Source organism: Citrobacter amalonaticus, assembly GCF_018252635.1.
Lineage (GTDB): Bacteria > Pseudomonadota > Gammaproteobacteria > Enterobacterales > Enterobacteriaceae > Citrobacter_A > Citrobacter_A amalonaticus_E.
In genome coordinates this window covers 25,412-44,310 of the sequence record NZ_JAGTXM010000002.1, presented here as the reverse complement: position 1 = coordinate 44,310, position 18,899 = coordinate 25,412, and the positions used below count along the sequence as shown (strand labels likewise).

18 protein-coding genes are annotated in these 18,899 nt (G+C 54.7%); 6 read left to right on the top strand and 12 right to left on the bottom strand.

Annotated features, from left to right (window positions below):
- Positions 1 to 43: 43 nt before the first annotated feature.
- The 3 genes from KE671_RS04680 to blr all read right to left on the bottom strand — a co-directional run bounded on the left by KE671_RS04680 (position 44) and on the right by blr (position 1,184).
- Positions 44 to 484, bottom strand: coding sequence for a DUF2569 domain-containing protein (locus tag KE671_RS04680; RefSeq protein ID WP_206161957.1), 441 nt, complete (start codon positions 482 to 484; stop codon positions 44 to 46).
- Positions 485 to 562: 78 nt separating this feature from the next.
- Complete coding sequence (gene ydgT, locus KE671_RS04675; RefSeq protein WP_061077420.1) at positions 563 to 778, bottom strand: transcription modulator YdgT; 216 nt, start codon at positions 776 to 778, stop codon at positions 563 to 565.
- A gap of 280 nt (positions 779 to 1,058) precedes the next feature.
- Positions 1,059 to 1,184 carry a division septum protein Blr gene (gene blr / locus KE671_RS04670; protein WP_061078033.1) on the bottom strand — a complete coding sequence of 42 codons (126 nt, stop codon included), beginning with the start codon at positions 1,182 to 1,184 and terminating at the stop codon, positions 1,059 to 1,061.
- Positions 1,185 to 1,424: 240 nt separating this feature from the next.
- Here blr and KE671_RS04665 point away from each other — a divergent pair, with 240 nt between their 5' ends.
- Positions 1,425 to 2,465: an oxidoreductase gene (locus tag KE671_RS04665; RefSeq protein WP_206161956.1), complete on the top strand. Its 1,041-nt coding sequence runs from the start codon at positions 1,425 to 1,427 to the stop codon at positions 2,463 to 2,465.
- A gap of 39 nt (positions 2,466 to 2,504) precedes the next feature.
- Here KE671_RS04665 and add read toward each other — a convergent pair whose 3' ends face one another.
- The 3 genes from add to malX all read right to left on the bottom strand — a co-directional run bounded on the left by add (position 2,505) and on the right by malX (position 6,385).
- On the bottom strand, positions 2,505 to 3,506 hold the full coding sequence (gene add, locus KE671_RS04660; RefSeq protein ID WP_206161955.1) for an adenosine deaminase: 1,002 nt from the start codon (positions 3,504 to 3,506) through the stop codon (positions 2,505 to 2,507).
- Positions 3,507 to 3,609: 103 nt separating this feature from the next.
- Positions 3,610 to 4,782: a MalY/PatB family protein gene (locus tag KE671_RS04655; protein ID WP_206161954.1), complete on the bottom strand. Its 1,173-nt coding sequence runs from the start codon at positions 4,780 to 4,782 to the stop codon at positions 3,610 to 3,612.
- 10 nt (positions 4,783 to 4,792) lie between these two features.
- Entirely contained in the window at positions 4,793 to 6,385 is a 1,593-nt protein-coding gene (malX, locus tag KE671_RS04650) for a maltose/glucose-specific PTS transporter subunit IIBC (RefSeq protein ID WP_206161953.1), read from the bottom strand.
- A gap of 176 nt (positions 6,386 to 6,561) precedes the next feature.
- Here malX and KE671_RS04645 point away from each other — a divergent pair, with 176 nt between their 5' ends.
- Positions 6,562 to 7,590 (top strand): Mal regulon transcriptional regulator MalI, encoded by a 1,029-nt coding sequence (locus KE671_RS04645; protein WP_206161952.1) that lies wholly within the window; start codon positions 6,562 to 6,564, stop codon positions 7,588 to 7,590.
- Positions 7,591 to 7,615: 25 nt separating this feature from the next.
- Here the strand turns inward: KE671_RS04645 and KE671_RS04640 are convergent, their stop codons facing one another.
- Entirely contained in the window at positions 7,616 to 9,097 is a 1,482-nt protein-coding gene (locus KE671_RS04640; protein WP_206161951.1) for a YdgA family protein, read from the bottom strand.
- Between the two features lie 101 nt (positions 9,098 to 9,198).
- Positions 9,199 to 10,374, bottom strand: coding sequence for a mannose-6-phosphate isomerase (gene manA / locus KE671_RS04635; protein WP_206161950.1), 1,176 nt, complete (start codon positions 10,372 to 10,374; stop codon positions 9,199 to 9,201).
- A gap of 217 nt (positions 10,375 to 10,591) precedes the next feature.
- On the opposite strand from manA, the gene fumB reads away from it, so the two are divergent.
- Both fumB and fumC read left to right on the top strand, forming a co-directional pair.
- Complete coding sequence (fumB, locus tag KE671_RS04630) at positions 10,592 to 12,238, top strand: class I fumarate hydratase FumA (protein WP_206161949.1); 1,647 nt, start codon at positions 10,592 to 10,594, stop codon at positions 12,236 to 12,238.
- Between the two features lie 141 nt (positions 12,239 to 12,379).
- Positions 12,380 to 13,783 carry a class II fumarate hydratase gene (gene fumC / locus KE671_RS04625; protein ID WP_206161948.1) on the top strand — a complete coding sequence of 468 codons (1,404 nt, stop codon included), beginning with the start codon at positions 12,380 to 12,382 and terminating at the stop codon, positions 13,781 to 13,783.
- Here the strand turns inward: fumC and tus are convergent.
- A complete protein-coding gene (gene tus / locus KE671_RS04620; protein ID WP_206161947.1) occupies positions 13,780 to 14,709 on the bottom strand; it encodes a DNA replication terminus site-binding protein in 930 nt (309 codons plus the stop codon). The genes fumC and tus overlap by 4 nt on opposite strands.
- Before the next feature lie 73 nt (positions 14,710 to 14,782).
- On the bottom strand, positions 14,783 to 16,084 hold the full coding sequence (gene rstB, locus KE671_RS04615; RefSeq protein ID WP_206161946.1) for a two-component system sensor histidine kinase RstB: 1,302 nt from the start codon (positions 16,082 to 16,084) through the stop codon (positions 14,783 to 14,785).
- A gap of 224 nt (positions 16,085 to 16,308) precedes the next feature.
- Between rstB and KE671_RS04610 the strand changes: the two genes are divergently transcribed.
- Entirely contained in the window at positions 16,309 to 16,938 is a 630-nt protein-coding gene (locus KE671_RS04610; RefSeq protein ID WP_206161945.1) for a hypothetical protein, read from the top strand.
- 18 nt (positions 16,939 to 16,956) lie between these two features.
- Here the strand turns inward: KE671_RS04610 and rstA are convergent, their stop codons facing one another.
- Complete coding sequence (gene rstA / locus KE671_RS04605) at positions 16,957 to 17,691, bottom strand: two-component system response regulator RstA (protein ID WP_206161944.1); 735 nt, start codon at positions 17,689 to 17,691, stop codon at positions 16,957 to 16,959.
- Positions 17,692 to 17,818: 127 nt separating this feature from the next.
- Between rstA and KE671_RS04600 the strand changes: the two genes are divergently transcribed.
- Positions 17,819 to 18,154 (top strand): GlpM family protein, encoded by a 336-nt coding sequence (locus tag KE671_RS04600; protein WP_042319174.1) that lies wholly within the window; start codon positions 17,819 to 17,821, stop codon positions 18,152 to 18,154.
- Here KE671_RS04600 and folM read toward each other — a convergent pair.
- Entirely contained in the window at positions 18,151 to 18,873 is a 723-nt protein-coding gene (gene folM / locus KE671_RS04595) for a dihydromonapterin reductase (protein ID WP_206161943.1), read from the bottom strand. The genes KE671_RS04600 and folM overlap by 4 nt on opposite strands.
- Positions 18,874 to 18,899 lie beyond the last annotated feature (26 nt).

Below are 18,899 nucleotides of genomic sequence, written 5' to 3'. Positions count from 1 at the left end.
CTGACAATCTACAGCAGGCGACAACAGGTTAACTGTAGGGTTATTACGGGTTCACAAAGGTGGTTTTCACGCGCGACGATCGCTTGAAATAGGGCACTAACAGCGCTGCCGCCAGCAGCGGGAATAGTAACTGGCGCACGGCTAAGGCATCCGGCACGGGTGAAAAGGCAAATGCCTTGACCGCCAGTAAGACGGAAACCAGCAGCCAGATAATATAGTGCTTCGGCACGCTACGTCTGCGCCTAAAGAACGCAATCGTCAACCACAGGGTGTAATACCACATGGCGATCGCGGTGAGAAAAGAGATACCCCACAACAGCAAGTTGCCGGTACTTTGCTCCGCCAGCATCGCAAACGTCCTGGGCGAGGCGAGCGCCGTAGCATACAGAAACAGAGCCAGCGACGCACTCAGTAAGGCGACTAAAAGCCAGGCCAGCGGGCCCAGTAACCAACCGCCAATGCGCTGTGCCGGTGTTGTGGTCATAAAATCTCCGGAATTGCCAGACGTACCGTTCTTTTTGGGGCAATTATTATAAAGCTTTTACCAGCAAGCGCTACTTTCTTATTGCACGTAGTGCCAGACGGATTTCGGTACCTGACCAACATCAAAGAGGCGTCCGCCGGAGACCAGTTCTGCACGGCGATGATCGGCGGCACGATACATATTGATAATGTCACGATCGTCGGTCAGGGTGTAGTGCAGGTGGTCAAACAGTTTTTCCAGACTTTCGAGCGAGCTAATTTTGCGAAATTTTAATAAATAATCCTGAACGGTCATAAACAGGGATCCCTTTTATAAAATAAAGCCACGGGTGGCGAATGGTAAATAAACCTGTTCCGGCGAAAGGACCCGGCAGGCAAAGGCTAAAAAGTATTATCTTAAATGGTGTTTGACGTGTCAGACGACACCAGTGCGAAGGGTAACGCGCTTCGCCATGACTGGCAATAAGCGCAGTCGCGGGAGGCCGCACAATTCGCTTTTTCAGATAATTTTTCAGCTTTTTCTGCAAGTAATACGGGAAAGCCGACCTTCCAGGCGACAGAGGCCGCCTGGCGCGCTATTTCTGCTGAACGGCGGCGGTCGGTTCGGGAGGCTGGTAATTATCAATATGGTTGGCAACCCCAAGAAGAACCACGGAGACCGCAAGAACCACCCAACCTGTTAATTCAATTAGACGATCGATAACTGACGACATTTGCTTGATTTATCCTTAAATACCGGCAGCAGATGTTACTTAGCAATAATTATTCCGGCAAGTGTTTCGGGAACGATTTCAGCGACTTTATATCGACAAATTGCACGAAAGTGACATTTATTTGACTTAAGTTAAATAACGACCTTTATCGTGGCGAGGTTATTAAACTATTGTGAGTGGTTCATGGATAGTGTGAAATAGTCACAGACTGAAACGAGAGGCATAGTTATGAGTGACAACATCCGTGTAGGACTGATTGGCTACGGTTACGCCAGTAAAACGTTCCATGCTCCCCTGATTGACGGTACGCCGGGACTGGAACTGGCCGTCGTTTCCAGTAGCGATGCAGCGAAAGTGAAGGCGGACTGGCCTTCTGTGGCCGTTGTCTCTGAGCCGAAGCATCTGTTTAACGATCCTGATATCGATCTGATCGTTATTCCCACCCCTAACGACACCCACTTCCCACTGGCCAAAGCCGCGCTGGAAGCAGGCAAACATGTGGTGGTCGATAAACCCTTTACTGTGACACTGTCACAAGCGCGTGAACTGGATGCGCTGGCACGCAGTCTGGGGCGAGTACTTTCTGTTTTCCACAACCGTCGCTGGGACAGTGACTTCCTGACCCTGAAAGCGATGCTGGCGGAAGGTGTTCTGGGTGAGGTGGCCTATTTTGAATCGCATTTCGATCGCTTCCGTCCGCAGGTACGCGATCGCTGGCGTGAGCAAGGGGGCCCGGGCAGTGGTATCTGGTACGATTTGGCTCCGCATCTCCTCGATCAGGCGATCAATCTGTTCGGTCTGCCTGTCAGCATGACGGTAGACCTGGCCCAGTTACGCCCAGGGGCACAGTCAACGGACTACTTTCATGCCACGCTTTCCTACCCGCAGCGTCGGGTGATCTTACACGGTACAATGCTGGCGGCAGCGGAATCGGCGCGTTACATCGTGCATGGGTCGCGCGGCAGCTATGTGAAGTACGGTCTGGATCCCCAGGAAGAGCGCCTGAAAAATGGCGAACGCCTGCCACAGGAAGACTGGGGCTATGATATGCGTGATGGCATCGTCACACGCGTTGAAGGCGAAACACGCGTGGAAGAGACGTGGCTGACCGTGCCGGGGAATTATCCGGCGTACTATGCCGGTATCCGTGATGCGCTCAATGGTAACGGAGAGAACCCGGTGCCGGCGAGCCAGGCTATTCAGATTATGGAACTGATTGAGCTGGGAATTGAGTCGGCGAAACATCGTTCGACGTTATGCCTTGCCTGATGTCTGACAGGCCCGATGAACACATCGGGCCTCTTTTCGTTAAGCTGCCGCTACTTTATCTCGCAGCGCCTGCTTTTCCGCCGCGCTCAGGAAGGCGATTTCCAGTCCGTTTATCTGTGCCTGACGAATCTGTTCACGGCTCAGTCCTGCTGCCGGCGCCGCGACGGTATATTCGTGAATAATATCCACCCCCTGAACCGCCGGATCGTCTGTATTCAGGCTGGCGAGGACGCCATGGGCCAGGAATGTTTTCAGCGGATGTACGGCCAGTGACGCCACGGTGCTGGTCTGGATATTCGACGTCAGACAGGATTCGATGCCAATCCGTTGTTCCGCGAGGAAGTCCATCAGTGCCGGATCTTCAACCGCTTTCACGCCGTGTCCGATGCGTTCCGCACCCAGTTCGCGAATCGCCTGCCAGATACTTTCCGGGCCGGCGGCCTCACCGGCGTGAACCGTAATATGCCAGCCAGCGTCACGCGCACGGTTGAAATGGGACAGGAACAGACTGCCCGGGAAGCCCAGCTCATCACCGGCAAGGTCAAGGGCCGTGATGCGATCGCGGTGCGTCAGCAGCGCTTCCAGTTCCTGCAGACAAGCGGCCTCGCCGAAGGTCCGGCTCATAATGCCGATCAGTTGCGCCTGCACACCAAAGGTTTGGCAGCCTTCACGCACGCCGGCAATGACGGCTTCTACCACGCCGGCAACCGGCAGTTGATGCGTCATTGCCATGTAGCCGGGGGAAAAGCGCAGCTCAACGTAGTGAAGGCCATTGCGCGCTGCATCTTCGATGTTTTCAAAGGCCACACGACGACAGGCGTCGAGAGAGGCTAAGACCTTTACACCCCAGTCCAGTTTCGACAGGAAGCTAACAAGATCCGGTTCAGTGGCGGTAACCTGTACATGAGGGATCAGTGTTTCAAGGGTTTGCGCGGGAAGTTGCAAATTGAACTGGCGGCCAAGATCCAGAATGGTTTGTGCCCGGATGTTGCCATCAAGGTGGCGATGAATGTCTGTTAACGGCAGGGAAGTATCAATCATGGTCGCACTCATATTTAATAGATAAAAGTGCGCGCTATTATAAAAACAAAAGCAAAGGAAAAGCTATGTTGCGCAATGATTAATTCCATTGCGCAACAATGTATCAGCGTACTGAGCGGATCGCGTTAATCAAACCGTTCACACCTTTTTCGAGTTTTGAACGTGGACAGCCGGCATTCAGTCGCACAAAACCACGTCCTTCATCACCGTAGGTATAGCCGGGCATGATGGCGATTTTTTCCTGCTGAATCAGCGCGTTCTGCAATGCTTTATCATCTACGCTCAACGCCCGCAGGTCGATCCATGCAAGATAGGTTGACTGCGGCACCGGCCAGTTGAGTTCAGGAAAAGCCGCATTCAGCGTATCCGCAATGTAGCGCAGATTATCCCGGAGATACGCCCGCAGCGCGTCAAGCCACGACTCGCCCTGTTCATAGGCCGCGATATGAGCGGTCAGCGCCAGCACGGCGGGAGAAGACAGTCCGTCGCGACCTTTCAACGCGTTGAGATACGTATTACGACTCTCAGCGTCTTCAATCATCCCGTAAGCGCCTGTCAGCGCCGGTATATTGAAGCTTTTGGAGCCAGAGGTGAACAGCGCCCAACTGTCACGCGCCACATTGCTCCAGGGGATGTGCGGCTGTTCGCCCCAGACCATATCCATATGGATTTCATCAGATATCACCCGAACGCCGTGACGCTGGCAGCGTTCCGCCATTGTTTCCAGTTCCTTGCGCGTCCAGACTTTACCGGTCGGGTTATGCGGACTGCACAGCAGCAGAATTTTGCTTTCCGGGCGCGCCAGCGTCGCATCCAGTTTCTCCATGTCGCAATGCCAATTGCCATTTTGCTGTTCCAGCGCCACTGGGACAACATGGCGCTGATTGCCTTCAATAGCTTTATAAAACGCATCATAGGCGGGAGTATGGAGCACTACGCCGTCACCGACAGAGGACCACTGACGGATGAGTTGCGACACCATATAGATCACGGAGGGGCCATACACCAACGACCCGGTATCGATGCGTGTGTTATGACGGCGGGCAAACCAGTGGGCAATTGCGCCGAGAAACGCCTCATTTTGCCAGCGGCTGTAACCCAGAACGCCGTGAGCGAGGCGCTGGTTCAGCGCCTCCAGGATGCAGGGGGCGGTGGCGAAATCCATATCAGAGATAGTAAATGGCAACAGGTCGGCGCTGCCAAAACGATCGGCCACGTAATCCCATTGCGTGCACCACGTACCGTGACGGTCAACAACCTGTGAGAAATCAAACATGTGCGTGTCCTTATGCCTGAACGGTGTTCATCAGGCCTGCCATTTCGTCTTTAACCGACTGGACCTGCGGGCCAATCACCACCTGTAGGTTATGCTGATTTAACTGCACGACGCCAATGGCGCGATTGTCCTTCAGCGCCTGCACATTGACACGCGACATATCCTTAACAGAAAGACGCAGGCGAGTAATGCAGTTATCCAGGCTGACGATGTTATCGGCGCCGCCCAGCGCGGCCAGAATCGCAGGCACGTTATAACCCGATTTTCCCGGCGTGCCGGCAACGGCTTTTTCGAGCGTATTGGCGATTTCGCTGTCGCGACCCGGCGTTTTGAGATTAAAGCGGGTGATGGCGAAGCGGAAGATAGCGTAGTACACCACGAACCAGACTGCCGCGACGACCGGTACCAGATACCACTTAGTGGACAGTCCGTGGAGGATCCCAAACACCACAAAGTCGATAATATTGCCGTCGGTGTTACCGATCGTCACACCCAGAACGGACATCATGGTAAAGCCCAGACCGGTCAGCAATGCGTGAATGACATACAGCACCGGTGCGACAAACAGGAACAAGAACTCCAGCGGTTCCGTGGTGCCGCCAACGACGCAGGCAATCAGACCTGAGATCAACAGCCCTTTGATCTTGTGACGATTTTCCGGACGTGCGCAGTGGTACATCGCTAACGCTGCACCCGGCAAGCCGCCGAGGAACGCCGGCATTTTACCCTGTGACAGGAAGCGGGTGGCGCTTTCCGAAAAGCCCTGGGTAGTTGGGCAACTCAGCTGCGCCTGGAAAATGGTCAGCGCGCCGCTCACCGTATGACCGCATACTTCCTGAGTACCCCCGGCGTCGGTAAAGCGAATTAACGCGACCAGAATATGATGCAAACCAAATGGCAACAGCAGGCGTTCGCCAGTACCAAACAGCATCGGCCCAAAGTCACCCGCGCTGTTGATCATATGGCCCAGACCGCTGATCCCCATCGCGAACACGGGCCACACCAGCGGGATCACCAGACCAACCAGACCCATCACCACCGAGGAAACGATTGGCACAAAGCGGGTGCCGCCGAAGAAGGCCAACGCATCCGGCAGGCGGATATTATGGAAACGCTCGTGCAGCATCCAGACGATAATACCGGCGATTACTGCGCCGAGGATCCCGGTGTCAATAGACTGAATGCCAAGGATATTCTGGATATTATTGGCTTTCAGGACCGCTGCATCAGTGGTTGGCAGGATACCCTTCGCGGTCAACCAGAAGTTGACGGCGAGGTTCATTACCGCGTAACCGACAAAACCGGCAAACGCTGCCACGCCTTTGTTTTCGCGCGCCAGTCCGAGCGGGATCGCAATACAGAACATCACCGGCAGGAAACTGAAGGCGAAGGAGCCAACTTTGCTCATCCAGGTAAAGATGGCCTGCAGCACCGGGTTACCCAGCGCCGGAAGCAGGGTGATCACATCGTGGCTGCTTAGCGAACTGCCAATCCCCAACATGATCCCGCAAAATGAAAGCAGCGCCACGGGCAGCATAAACGTTTTCCCTAACTGCTGGAAAAATTCCCACAGCGTAATTTTTGGTGTTGTCTTCGCCGTCATTTAACGACTCCTTGTGCAAATCCATGGGTAATGAGAAAATTTGAACAAGAAGATAAAACGTTTTATCACTATTTAGTGCGGTGAAAATCACATTATTAAAGGATGTTAACGCGTATAAATAGATGCATTAGATAAAACGTTTTATCTGTCCCATTATCAGGGAGTCTGGCGTTTTTATGGCTATAGCCAAAAAAATCACTATCCACGATGTCGCACTGGCGGCAGGCGTCTCTGTCAGCACGGTTTCACTGGTGCTCAGCGGCAAGGGCCGCATTTCAAGCGCCACCGGTGAACGGGTGAATGCGGCGATAGAGCAACTGGGGTTTGTGCGTAACCGTCAGGCTTCGGTGCTACGCGGTGGGCAGAGCGGGGTGATCGGACTGATTGTTCGCGATCTGTCGGCACCGTTTTATGCGGAACTGACGGCGGGGCTAACGGAAGCGCTGGAAGCACAGGGCCGGATGGTGTTTTTGTTGCATGGTGGTCAGGATGGTGAACAACTGGCGCAGCGTTTTGCCATGCTGCTGAATCAGGGCGTCGACGGCGTGGTTATCGCCGGGGCGGCAGGCAGTAGCGACGACTTGCGCCTGATGGCGGAAGAAAAAGGGATCCCGGTCGTTTTCGCTTCGCGAGCCAGCTATCTGGACGACGTGGATACTGTGCGTCCGGACAATATGCAGGCTGCGCAACTGTTGACGGAGCATCTGATTCGCCACGGACATCAGCGTATTGCATGGTTGGGTGGACAGGGATCATCATTAACGCGTGCGGAACGCGTTGGCGGCTACTGCGCGACACTGCTGAAATACGGTTTACCGTTTCACAGCGACTGGGTAATGGAATGCGCGTCCAGCCAGAAGCAGGCAGCCGAGGCAATCGGCGCGTTACTACGACGTAATCCGACCATCAGCGCCGTGGTGTGCTACAACGAAACGATTGCGATAGGCGCGTGGTTTGGCCTGATGCGTGCAGGACGGCAGAGCGGTGAGGTGGGGGTTGATCGCTACTTTGAGCAGCAGGTTTCTTTAGGTGCTTTTGCCGATGTGGCGGAAAACGCGCTGGACGATCTGCCCATTGTCTGGGCGGCAATGCCGGCGCGGGAAATGGGCTACAGTCTGGCGGAACGAATCCTGCAACGCATTGCGCGTGGGGAAAGTCACACCCGCAGTCAGACGCTGTCTGCGCGGCTGGTGGTGCAAGAATAACCCCCTCCGCAGAGGGGGCTGGCGATTACTGCTGGGGAAGTACCATACCGAACATGCCGACAAATTCTTCCAGCGGCATCTTCTTCCCGTTTAAGGTCACCTGACCATTAGCGTACTGCAGACTGGTGCCGATGGTGTTGTCCTCAAGGGTGGTAATGCGGAACATCTGTCCCATCGCGGCCAGGCCTTTCACCTGCTGATTGGCAAGCTTAGCGGCTTCATCCTGCTGATAACCTTCCAGACGGGCTACCTGGGTCATAAACTCAACGGCCATATCCACCGGAATCGACAGCTTACCGTCAAGCGATTTCACCGAGCGGTCGACTTCGTCGGCCAGCGTCTGTGGCTCACCCTGCGCGGTGGCCGGATCCTTCAGGAACAGGGACAAATTCAGCGCCGTTTCACCTTTGGCATTTTTCCAGCTCAACGGCGCAATGGTGATCACCGGTTCGCCTTTCATCAACAGCGGCAGGGCGCCGAAGAAGGCTTCGGTCACTTTCTGCTGATACAGTTCCGGGTTATCCGCCACGTCCGGCTGCGATAACAGAGCCTGGGTCTGGGCATTATACTGCTGGCTGAACTGATGCCATGCCGCGCCGTCAATCTGACCTACTTTCAGCGTCAGCTTGCCGCTTCCCAGATCCTGATTCTGTACTTTCAGGCTGTTCAGGGCGTAATCCAGTTGGCTGTTGATGGTTTTACCGTCATCCACGAGATCGGTTTTACCGCTGATCTCCATGCCTTCCAGCAGCGCCATCTCTTTGCCTTCAACGGCAAAGGCCATTTTCCCAATCGTGACTTTCTGATTGCCGACGCGCTCGCCGAAGCTGGCAAGGGTGCTTGAACCCTCTGTTTTCAGGTCGTTAAAGGAGATCTGGACTTTCTGGTCATACTCATTCACGGCATCAACCAGACCGCTCTTCGCTTCACCGGAAAGGGAAACCACGTTGCCTTCTTTATCAGCATTGAAGATAAATTCGCCGCCGCTGAATGCAACTTTCTCCGCCCCTTTTTCGTAGTTCAGCGGTTTCAGCGACATGGCAGAACGGGTATCGCCGCTGTAGCTAATCCGCGAATTGATCTCAAAAGGCGTTTCACCCTTCGCCATCTCAAAGAGCGGTTTGCTGACGTCGTTATTGACCAGGGTCGTTTTCACCGAGGCCATCGATGGCAGAAGATTAAAAGTTTTCAGTTGGGCGAACGGGAAGGGGCCGTGATCGACGGATTCGTCAAGCACCACGCTTTGACCAGATTTCAGCCATGGATTTTCTTTTCCAGCCACCGGCTTAAGCACCAACTGTAACTGGCTGCTGAATACGCCACGCTGATAGTTCTGATAAGCGAGTTCCACATTTGCTTCCGGCGCCGTGAGTTTAATCTGCGCATTGGCCTGGCTGACCATCTCAGCAAGATGGGTTTCCAGCTTTTTACCCGTGTACCATGCACCGCCCGTCCAGACGACGCCGAGTGCGACGATCACACCTGCAGCTACCAGCGATTTTTTCATATTGTTTATCCATAAAATGAAACCAGGCGGAAAAGACCGCCTGGCAAAGTCATAAGCCACTTACAAGCTTAGCAAGAGTTACTAAAAAATTCAGTAAGTTGCTAGAGTTTGTTGTAAACCCGCGCCACACGGCCCACGCCGCTGACGTTCACCGGTGACTCTTCGGCGCTGATAAACGCCGATTCACCGGGTTTAAGCACCAGACGCTGCTCGCCTTTGCTCAACACCGCTTCGCCTTCAACGCAAAACAGGATCGCGGCGCTGTGCTGGTTAATCTCCGTCTCCTTGGCGGACAGAGAGTGCAAGGAGAATGCGAAATCATCGACCGGGATTGGGAAATCAAGCTCCGCGCCATGCTTCACCGGTGTGGTCAGTAACTGGTTCGCCGGTTTTGCTTCAAATTTCACATTGGCGATCAGTTCCGGAATGTCGATATATTTCGGTGTCAGGCCCGCACGCAGAACGTTATCGGAGTTCGCCATAACTTCCAGCGCCACGCCCTGCAGATAGGCATGCGGCGTTTCGGCGAACAAGAACATCGCGTCACCAGGATTCAGCTTCACCACGTTCAGCAGCAGAGGAGAGAAGAGCCCGCTGTCGTCCGGATAAAACTCGGCGATAAGGCGGATGGTTTGCCACGGTTCGCCCTGCCGGGTTTCCAGCGCCGCTTTCAGAATCGCCAGCGCACGGGATTTCTCCTCGCCCTGCATACTCAGCAGACCGGCAAACAACTGGCTCAGCCGCTCCGCGTTGGGCTGTTCGAGGAAATGGGCGATGGCGGTGTGCGCGCCGGCCACCGGTTGCAGCAGTGAAACGATCTCAGAGAACTCGCGGAATGCGTTCATGGCAAGGAACGGGGTCAGCGCGAACACCAGCTCCGGCTTATGGTTCGGATCTTTGTAGTTGCGCTCTGCGGCATCCATCGGAATACCGGCGGCGTTCTCTTTAGCAAAGCCAGCCTCGGAATTGCGCTTGTTCGGATGCACCTGGATGGACAGCGGTTGCGCGGCGCACAGCACTTTGAACAGGAACGGCAATTCACCAAAGCGCTTCGCCACGGCATCCCCGAGCAAGGCTGACTGTTGACGGTCAATGACCTCACGCAGCGAGACGATCTGACCGCTGGCGTCTTCAATCTTTGAGCTGCTTTTCGGGTGCGCGCCCATCCACAGTTCCGCCATCGGTAACTGCTGTGGATTCGCCAGACCATAGAGTTCCGTCAGCGCCGTTTTACTTCCCCAGGCGTAGTTCTGCACGGAGTTGATGAGTTTTTGCATGTTCAATGCCCTGTTACAAGTTGGAAATCAGTGAGAACTTAATTCGACTATTAAAGCAAGAAACCTCCGGGAAGTAACCTGTGGGTGCAAAAAGTCGTACTTGTCTCAGTTTTTGTTAAAAAATTGTGTAGGATAGTGTAACTCGCTTTTAACGAGGGCAATGGAACATCTGCCCTGAAGCCTAAGAAAATCAGACCGAGCAGTAAGTGAGAGAACAATGTCAAACAAACCCTTTCATTATCAGGATCCTTTTCCCCTCAAAAAGGATGATACCGAATACACCCTGCTGACCAGTGAATACGTCTCCGTCGCCGAATTTGAAGGACAAGAGATCCTTAAAGTCGACCCGCAAGCGTTGACGCTGCTCGCGCGCCAGGCGTTTCATGACGCCTCATTTATGCTGCGCCCTGCGCACCAGCAACAGGTTGCTGATATTCTGCGCGATCCGGACGCCAGCGAGAATGATAAATATGTGGCGCTACAGTTCTTGCGCAACTCTGACATCGCCGCGAAGGGCATTCTGCCAACCTGTCAGGATACCGGCACGGCGATTATTGTCGGCAAAAAAGGTCAGCGCGTCTGGACCGGTGGGGGGGATGAAGCGGCGCTGGCGCGTGGGGTGTACAACACCTACACCGAAGATAACCTGCGCTATTCGCAAAACGCCGCCCTGGATATGTATAAAGAGGTGAACACCGGTACCAACCTGCCTGCGCAGATTGACCTCTACAGCGTCGATGGTGATGAGTACAAATTCCTTTGCATCGCGAAGGGCGGCGGTTCCGCGAACAAAACCTATCTTTGGCAGGAAACCAAAGCGCTGCTCACGCCGGGCAAGCTGAAAAACTACCTCGTTGAGAAGATGCGAACGCTAGGAACAGCCGCCTGTCCGCCATACCACATCGCCTTTGTCATTGGTGGGACGTCGGCGGAAGCCAACCTGAAGACCGTGAAGCTGGCGTCGGCGAAATACTATGACGAACTGCCGACCGAAGGGAATGAGCATGGACAGGCGTTTCGTGACGTTGAGCTGGAAAACGAGCTGCTGACGGAAGCGCAAAACCTTGGTTTAGGCGCGCAGTTTGGTGGCAAGTACTTTGCCCACGATGTTCGCGTGATCCGCCTGCCGCGCCACGGTGCGTCCTGTCCGGTCGGCATGGGCGTCTCCTGTTCGGCGGATCGTAACATCAAAGCGAAGATCAACCGCAAAGGCATCTGGATTGAGAAGCTGGAACACAATCCCGGCAAATACATTCCTGAAGAGCTGCGTAAAGCGGGGGAAGGGGAAGCGGTTCGCGTTGACCTGAACCGTCCAATGAAAGCGATCCTCGAACAGCTGTCGCAATACCCGGTGTCGACCCGTCTTTCTCTGAACGGCACGATCATCGTCGCTCGTGATATCGCGCACGCGAAATTAAAAGAGCGGATGGATAATGGCGAAGGGCTGCCGCAGTATGTAAAAGATCATCCGATCTACTATGCCGGTCCGGCGAAGACGCCGGAAGGCTATGCCTCCGGTTCACTCGGTCCGACCACAGCCGGGCGCATGGATTCATATGTTGATCAGCTTCAGTCGCAGGGCGGGAGTATGATCATGCTGGCGAAGGGTAACCGCAGTCAGCAGGTGACCGACGCCTGTCAGAAACACGGCGGATTTTACCTCGGCAGTATTGGCGGCCCGGCAGCCGTACTGGCGCAGGGCAGCATTAAAAGCCTGGAGTGCGTGGAATATCCGGAACTGGGAATGGAAGCAATCTGGAAAATCGAAGTCGAAGATTTCCCGGCCTTTATTCTCGTTGATGATAAAGGTAACGATTTCTTCCAGCAGATTCAGACGTCGCAGTGCGCACGCTGCGTTAAGTAACGTCAGCCGCCCTTCGGGGCGGTTTTTTTTATCGCACAAACCACCAAACGGTGGTGCTGTCATCGTTGATACTCATAAGACCGCAAGCAAGTGGGCAATGTCGAACATAACCTAATCAATTTATTCTCTAAGGAGCAGGTCATGGTAACGGTACGCAGCGAGAAAGATTCGATGGGCGCAATAGATGTCCCGGCCGATAAGCTGTGGGGCGCGCAGACCCAGCGTTCGCTTGAGCATTTTCGGATCTCCACCGAGAAAATGCCCGTCTCGCTGATCCACGCGCTGGCGCTCACCAAGCGCGCAGCGGCGAAGGTTAACGACGATTTAGGGTTGCTGGCCGCCGACAAAGCCGCCGCTATTATGCAGGCCGCTGATGAGGTGCTGGCAGATAAACATACGGAGGAATTTCCTCTGGCTATCTGGCAGACCGGGTCGGGTACGCAAAGCAACATGAATATGAACGAAGTGCTGGCGAACCGGGCCAGCGAACTGTTGGGCGGCGTTCGCGGCATGGAGCGCAAAGTCCATCCTAATGATGACGTCAACAAGAGCCAGAGTTCGAACGACGTCTTTCCTACGGCGATGCATGTCGCTGCACTGCTGGCGCTGCGCAGCCACCTTATCCCGCAGTTGCAGGCGCTGACGAAGACGCTGAACGAGAAATCACACGCTTTTGCTGATATCGTCAAAATTGGCCGAACCCATCTCCAGGACGCCACTCCGCTGACGCTGGGGCAGGAGATTTCCGGCTGGGTGGCGATGTTAGAACATAATCAGCGGCATATTGAAAACAGTCTGCCACACGTCGCGGAGCTGGCATTGGGCGGTACAGCGGTCGGCACCGGACTGAATACCCATCCGGAATATGCCCGTCGCGTCGCCGATGAACTGGCAGCCCTCACTCACGCGCCCTTTGTCACCGCACCGAACAAGTTCGAAGCGCTGGCGACCTGTGATGCGCTGGTTCATGCCCACGGTGCGCTGAAAGCCCTGGCGGCGTCGCTAATGAAAATCGCCAACGATGTGCGCTGGCTGGCGTCCGGGCCACGCTGCGGCATTGGTGAAATCGCCATTCCGGAAAACGAACCGGGCAGCTCAATCATGCCGGGCAAGGTCAATCCCACCCAGTGTGAAGCGCTGACGATGCTGTGCTGTCAGGTGATGGGGAACGATGTGGCGATTAATATCGGCGGCGCATCAGGCAATTTCGAACTGAACGTCTTCCGTCCGATGGTGATCCACAACTTCCTGCAATCGGTACGTCTGCTGGCGGACGGTATGGAGAGCTTTAATGCGCATTGTGCGGTAGGTATTGAACCCAACCGTGCGCGAATTAATCAGCTGCTCAATGAATCACTGATGCTGGTCACCGCGCTGAATACCCATATCGGTTACGACAAAGCGGCGGAAATCGCCAAGAAAGCGCATAAAGAGGGGCTGACGCTGAAAGCTGCAGCTCTGGCGCTGGGCTATCTCACTGAAGCGGAGTTCGATAGTTGGGTACGGCCAGAGCAAATGGTCGGCAGCATGAAGCCGGGGCGTTAATCCGCAAGATACAGGTGCAGTCGCGGAATTATCAGACGCAGCGGCTGCGCCTGGGGTTTAAAGCGATGCTGTACGTTATCGGCATCGTAGTTCAGTAGCTCGCCAATATCCGGCATGTCTGCGCCGTTTTCCGTATTGATCAACGCGATAAGCGGCGTTGGGCAGGCGTGCTGTACCTGCTTTTGCTCGCCTTTGTACCAGACGCGGGCGATGGGCTGGACCTTGACCGGTCGCTTTATTTTCAGTTTTGCCTGCTGCGGTAGGGCGGCGATGTCCTGATATTCGCGCTCCAGTTTTGCCTGCCACTCTTCGCGGGTCCAGGGATGTACGCTGCGCGGCATGTTCAGACTCTTTTCCAGTTGCGCCAGCACCTCATCGCGTTTCAGATTCTTGATGATATGTTTGTTTGCCCAGCCAAAGCGCAGCGTTGCCGGATCGTTTATTACCGTCAGCGTCCGATACGCATTGAGCGTAATCAGCCCCGGCAGATGGCGATGGACCCATTCAAAGCGTGCAGCAGAGGGCAAACCGGACTCCACGGTGACAATATGCTCAAAGGTGGTTTTCAACTGATTGATGCGCTGTACCTGATTTTCCAGCGCTGCCTGGCGGGTGCTGTCCACCTGATAGCACAACACGCCGGGCAGGCGTACCGCCGCTTTGCTGCTACGCGTCTCGGACTGCTGCTGAATAAACAGGTGGCGATAATGCGCCAGCGCCAGCGCTTCAGCCTCTTTGCCGAGATGCTGCTTCACCGCAATGCTGTCCAGCGGTGAGTGCTCGGCCTCTTTGGTCACTTCCGGCAGCGAAAAGACACGGGCTATCATCAGATGATGTTCTCCGAGCGTTTGCGTCAGTTCAGCCAGCGTCTGTTCCATCTGGCGAAACGTGGTATTCAGTCTGTCGACGAGATCGTAACGAGCCATTGCGCACTCCGTTAGTTACAACATACTAAATATATATCATGTCATGCCGCCTGCGACTACCGTGCAGATTGCGTCAGCCAGCGGTTAATTCAGGAAGTGTGTGCCAGATCGGCCAACAAAAGCTGAAGCGGGCACCGCCCAGTTCGCTTTCCCCACAACTGACCGTGCCACCCATCGCCTGAGCGATGGAGTAGACGATAGCCAGACCCAGACCGCACCCGCCGGTGGCTCGGTCACGGCTCGGATCCAGGCGGACGAAAGGCTCAAAGACCGTCTCCCTGGCTTCCGGGGCAATGCCCGGCCCGTCATCTTCGACGGTCAGCGTCGCGAAACGATCGCTGAGCTGCAGGCTTATCTGCACCGTGGACTGGCAGTAGCGCAGCGCGTTGTTCAGCAGATTGTCCAGCACCCGTTCCATGAGTCGCATATCCAGCGCGCCATAATCGCCGTGGGTGAGACGCGTCACCTGCAGCGTTCGCTCAGGACTCACACTTTGCACATCATCAATATGCGCCGTGAGCCAGGCCGGGAGGTCCGGTTCGCTAAGATGCAGTTCATTCTGCGGTCTGTCGAGGCGGGCGTAGGTTAACAGTTCCTCAATTAAGGCTTCGAGCTGTCCGATATCGCGATTAAGCGCGAGAGATTCTTGTTCAGTAAGGTTTTCACTCATCTCCAGCCGGTAGCGCAGGCGAACCAGCGGGGTACGCAGTTCATGGGCAATCCCGTCGATCAGCTGTTTTTTGCTGGCGATCAGCGCATTGATGTTGTCTGCCATCTGATTAAAAGCAATGCCCAGACGTTCAAAGCTGGAGCCGCTGTCAAAATGCAGCCGTTCGCTGAGATGACCTTTGCCGAACCGCTGAGCGGCGGCCTCCAGACGCAGCATTTCCTGCCAGTGAGGACGCATCCAGATAAACACCGGAAAAGCCAGTGAAATGGCGATAAACGCCATTAGCGCGATATCCAGCAGGCGCATCTGATGGAGAAAATAGAGATAGGGAATGGGGCCAACGGCCAGCACGTAATGACTGCGCGGGATACGTTGAATGAAGGTGTATTGATCGTCGAGCGCAATGATATCGCCTTCTCGCAGCCGCTGCATGCTCTGGTCATCCAGTCTGAATTTTGTCAGTGGCTCAACGCGCAGGTCAAAAGAGAGATTAAGGTCCATCTCTTTGAGCGTTTTACCCCAGTCATGCGGGGGGATCTCGCGCAATTCGCTGCGCATGAGATACAGCGAGCTTTTCATCAAATCATCGAGCGACTGCCTGCCAGCTCGTTCTGCGGTGAATTTGTAAACCAGTCCGACCAGCAGGGTCATCACCAGAAAGCAGACAAACAGCAGGAGATAAAACTGCACGAACAGTTTCTTCATTAAAAATCACCGAATGTTCAATGTTGTGTCTGATGCAAACGGATTGCAGGCACATTGCAGGCGCGTTGCTCTGTTGTCCTGGTCGCCATCATGCGTATCCCGCCTGGCAGTGTACACTGTCCTGTCCTGAGTGAAAATTTTGTGATGGAGAGGGAAATCTCTTTCCTGGCTAAAGTATATGGTGTCGTAAAAACAGGAATGGATCTTTTCAAGGGAGAGAACAAATGCTGGTGCGTAATACGCTGACGGAAGCTTTACCATTACGTACGCGGGCAGGGGCAGTAGGCCTGGTGTTGAGTCTGGAAGGCGCGCGTTATTATGTTTTTCATAGTCGCCAGACCCGCGATCAGGTTGCCAGCTCCGTTCTGCAAAGGAGGCTGGAACTGCATCATGACTTGCTGCACCGAGGACACGAAGACCCTCCGCCTTACGATAGCGCACAAGGTCAACTGCGCTACCGAGAGCTGATTAGTTTCGCGAGGAATATGGCTGCGAGAACCGCTATGGACCCCGAGGGGCGACATGCGGAAGAAGCAATGATTGAACACTGGGATGAAGTATTGCGGGATTTCGCGAACCATCGACATCGTCTTCCCCGGCGCGCCGACGTCTTTCTTACCTATTGCCCCTGTCAGGTGACCAATCGCGATCCCAGTCCTGCACGTCAACTGGGACGCATTCATTATCCACTGTCCTGCCACGAAAAATTACGTCGATTCTGTACAACAGAAAACCGTGCGCGCATGCACTGGACGATTTACTATGAGCATCCGTTTCAAACGGTCCCCGGGCTGGATATTCATTATGGCAATCTCCGGATCCTGAGACTGCCTCCCCATATCGTCATGCCGTAACGGGCGAAAGGCCTCGTCTTACTGACCTTGCACCTCATCCCAGGCGTGCGGGGCAAACAGATAGCCTTTATTGCGTACCGTTTTAATACGATAGGGCTCAGCCGCATTATCGAGCAGTTTCTTGCGCAGACGCGAAATGGCAACATCGACACTGCGATCCATGCCGTCGTAGGTGACGCCACGCAGATTTTTTAGTAGCGCATCGCGGTCCATAATCTGTCCGGCGTGAGTGGCGAGTTCCCACAGCAGCTCGAAATCGGCGGTGGAAAGTATAACCTGTTCGCCACTGAGCAAAACGACACGGTTGATGGGGTCGATGGTCAGGGAACCAAAGTGCAGCGTCTTGTGCGGCGTGACGGCGGCAGGCTGAATCCCTTTGCTATGGCCAGACTGATCGCTCTGACGCAAATGCAGCCGCAGACGGGCCAGCAGTACCGCTGGCGGCGTGGTTTTCAGAATGTAATCGCAGGCCCCCATTTCCAGCGCCAGGATGTGGTTCATGTCGCTGTCAAGCGAAGTGAGCAGAACGATTGGCCCCTGCCATTGGTTTTGCAGGTCACGACAGAGGGTCATCCCGTCTTTACCAGGGAGCATGATATCCAGTAACACCAGGTCCGGCTGAACCTGGTGGATCCGCGCTTCAGCCAGATCGCCACGCGGTTCGACGACCACGTCAAAATCGTGCTTAGCCAGATAAGCCGCAATGAGCGCGCCGACCTCAGGATCGTCTTCAACAAATACAATCGTGTTCATCGTCTTGATTGCCGATCAGAAAACGTCAACATACACCGCCGTGGCGTTGCCTTCCATTAATCTTTCCTAAACGGTGACGCTTCCGTTATGCTGGTTGTCGATGTTATTGATGTGTAAAGGCAAGGTAATGGGACTCGTGATTAAAGCCGCGCTGGGTGCGCTGGTGGTGGTGCTGATTGGGTTGCTGGCAAAAACAAAGAATTACTACATCGCAGGATTAATCCCTCTGTTCCCGACTTTCGCACTGATTGCCCATTACATCGTGGCCAGCGAGCGGGGAATTGACGCGTTAAGAACGACCATCGTATTCAGCATGTGGTCGATTATTCCTTATTTTGTCTATCTTGTTTCGCTGTGGTATTTCACCGGTTTTCTGAAGCTGCCGGTGGCGCTGGGCGGGGCGGTGATCTGCTGGTGCCTGAGCGCCTGGCTGCTGATCTTTTGCTGGGTCAAACTGCACTAACGCAAATGACGACCGCCGTCCACGGCGAAGCTACGCCCGGTCACAAAGCAGCTGGTCAGCAGATAATCGATTAAATCGATCACCTCTTTTTCGCCCGGAGCCGTTTTCATCAGCGATTTGTTCAGCGCCTGCTGGCGATATTCGGCGTCATCGCCTTCGTTAAACAGGATCAGCGAAGGGGCAATGGCGTTGACTTTCACCTCTGGCGCGAGCTTGCGGGCAAATGAGCGGGTCATATTATCCAGCGCCGCTTTACTGGCGGCATACGCGATATGCTTGTCGCTGCCTTTCTCCACAACGTAGTCGGTAAAGTGAATGATATCTGCGGCGGCGTGCCCGTGTCCGCGCAGCATGCCTTCGAGCGCATGGTTGAGCAGATAGGGGGCATTGACGTGGATTTGCATCATGCAGGCCAGCACGTCAGAAAGTGGTGTTCCGGGCTTCTCTGCCATCCATGCGCTGGCATTGTGCACGATAGCGCGCAGACCGCGGGCTTGCTCTTTCACTCTATCGGCAAAGGCCAGAATGCCTTCATCGGTGGAGAAATCAGCCTGAATGCATAGCGCGCCCGCCTGGCTCAACCCGTCGATTGCCGGGTAATGCGTACGGTAGCTAACGATCACCGGCTGTTTCTGGTTGATAAAATGCCAGGCAATCGCGAGTCCTATGCGGCGGCCGCCACCGGTCACGAGAATGGGCAGAGGATATTGAGTTCCCATCGAAAAACTCCTTATGCGCCTGTGAA

Excerpts from the sequence above, each read along its gene's own strand:
- KE671_RS04680 (WP_206161957.1), bottom strand. The coding sequence starts at position 484 with ATGACCACAACACCGGCACAGCGCATTGGCGGTTGGTTACTGGGCCCG.
- ydgT (WP_061077420.1), bottom strand. The coding sequence starts at position 778 with ATGACCGTTCAGGATTATTTATTAAAATTTCGCAAAATTAGCTCGCTC.
- KE671_RS04665 (WP_206161956.1), top strand. The coding sequence starts at position 1,425 with ATGAGTGACAACATCCGTGTAGGACTGATTGGCTACGGTTACGCCAGT.
- add (WP_206161955.1), bottom strand. The coding sequence starts at position 3,506 with ATGATTGATACTTCCCTGCCGTTAACAGACATTCATCGCCACCTTGAT.
- KE671_RS04655 (WP_206161954.1), bottom strand. The coding sequence starts at position 4,782 with ATGTTTGATTTCTCACAGGTTGTTGACCGTCACGGTACGTGGTGCACG.
- malX (WP_206161953.1), bottom strand. The coding sequence starts at position 6,385 with ATGACGGCGAAGACAACACCAAAAATTACGCTGTGGGAATTTTTCCAG.
- KE671_RS04645 (WP_206161952.1), top strand. The coding sequence starts at position 6,562 with ATGGCTATAGCCAAAAAAATCACTATCCACGATGTCGCACTGGCGGCA.
- KE671_RS04640 (WP_206161951.1), bottom strand. The coding sequence starts at position 9,097 with ATGAAAAAATCGCTGGTAGCTGCAGGTGTGATCGTCGCACTCGGCGTC.
- manA (WP_206161950.1), bottom strand. The coding sequence starts at position 10,374 with ATGCAAAAACTCATCAACTCCGTGCAGAACTACGCCTGGGGAAGTAAA.
- fumB (WP_206161949.1), top strand. The coding sequence starts at position 10,592 with ATGTCAAACAAACCCTTTCATTATCAGGATCCTTTTCCCCTCAAAAAG.
- fumC (WP_206161948.1), top strand. The coding sequence starts at position 12,380 with ATGGTAACGGTACGCAGCGAGAAAGATTCGATGGGCGCAATAGATGTC.
- tus (WP_206161947.1), bottom strand. The coding sequence starts at position 14,709 with ATGGCTCGTTACGATCTCGTCGACAGACTGAATACCACGTTTCGCCAG.
- rstB (WP_206161946.1), bottom strand. The coding sequence starts at position 16,084 with ATGAAGAAACTGTTCGTGCAGTTTTATCTCCTGCTGTTTGTCTGCTTT.
- KE671_RS04610 (WP_206161945.1), top strand. The coding sequence starts at position 16,309 with ATGCTGGTGCGTAATACGCTGACGGAAGCTTTACCATTACGTACGCGG.
- rstA (WP_206161944.1), bottom strand. The coding sequence starts at position 17,691 with ATGAACACGATTGTATTTGTTGAAGACGATCCTGAGGTCGGCGCGCTC.
- KE671_RS04600 (WP_042319174.1), top strand. The coding sequence starts at position 17,819 with ATGGGACTCGTGATTAAAGCCGCGCTGGGTGCGCTGGTGGTGGTGCTG.
- folM (WP_206161943.1), bottom strand. The coding sequence starts at position 18,873 with ATGGGAACTCAATATCCTCTGCCCATTCTCGTGACCGGTGGCGGCCGC.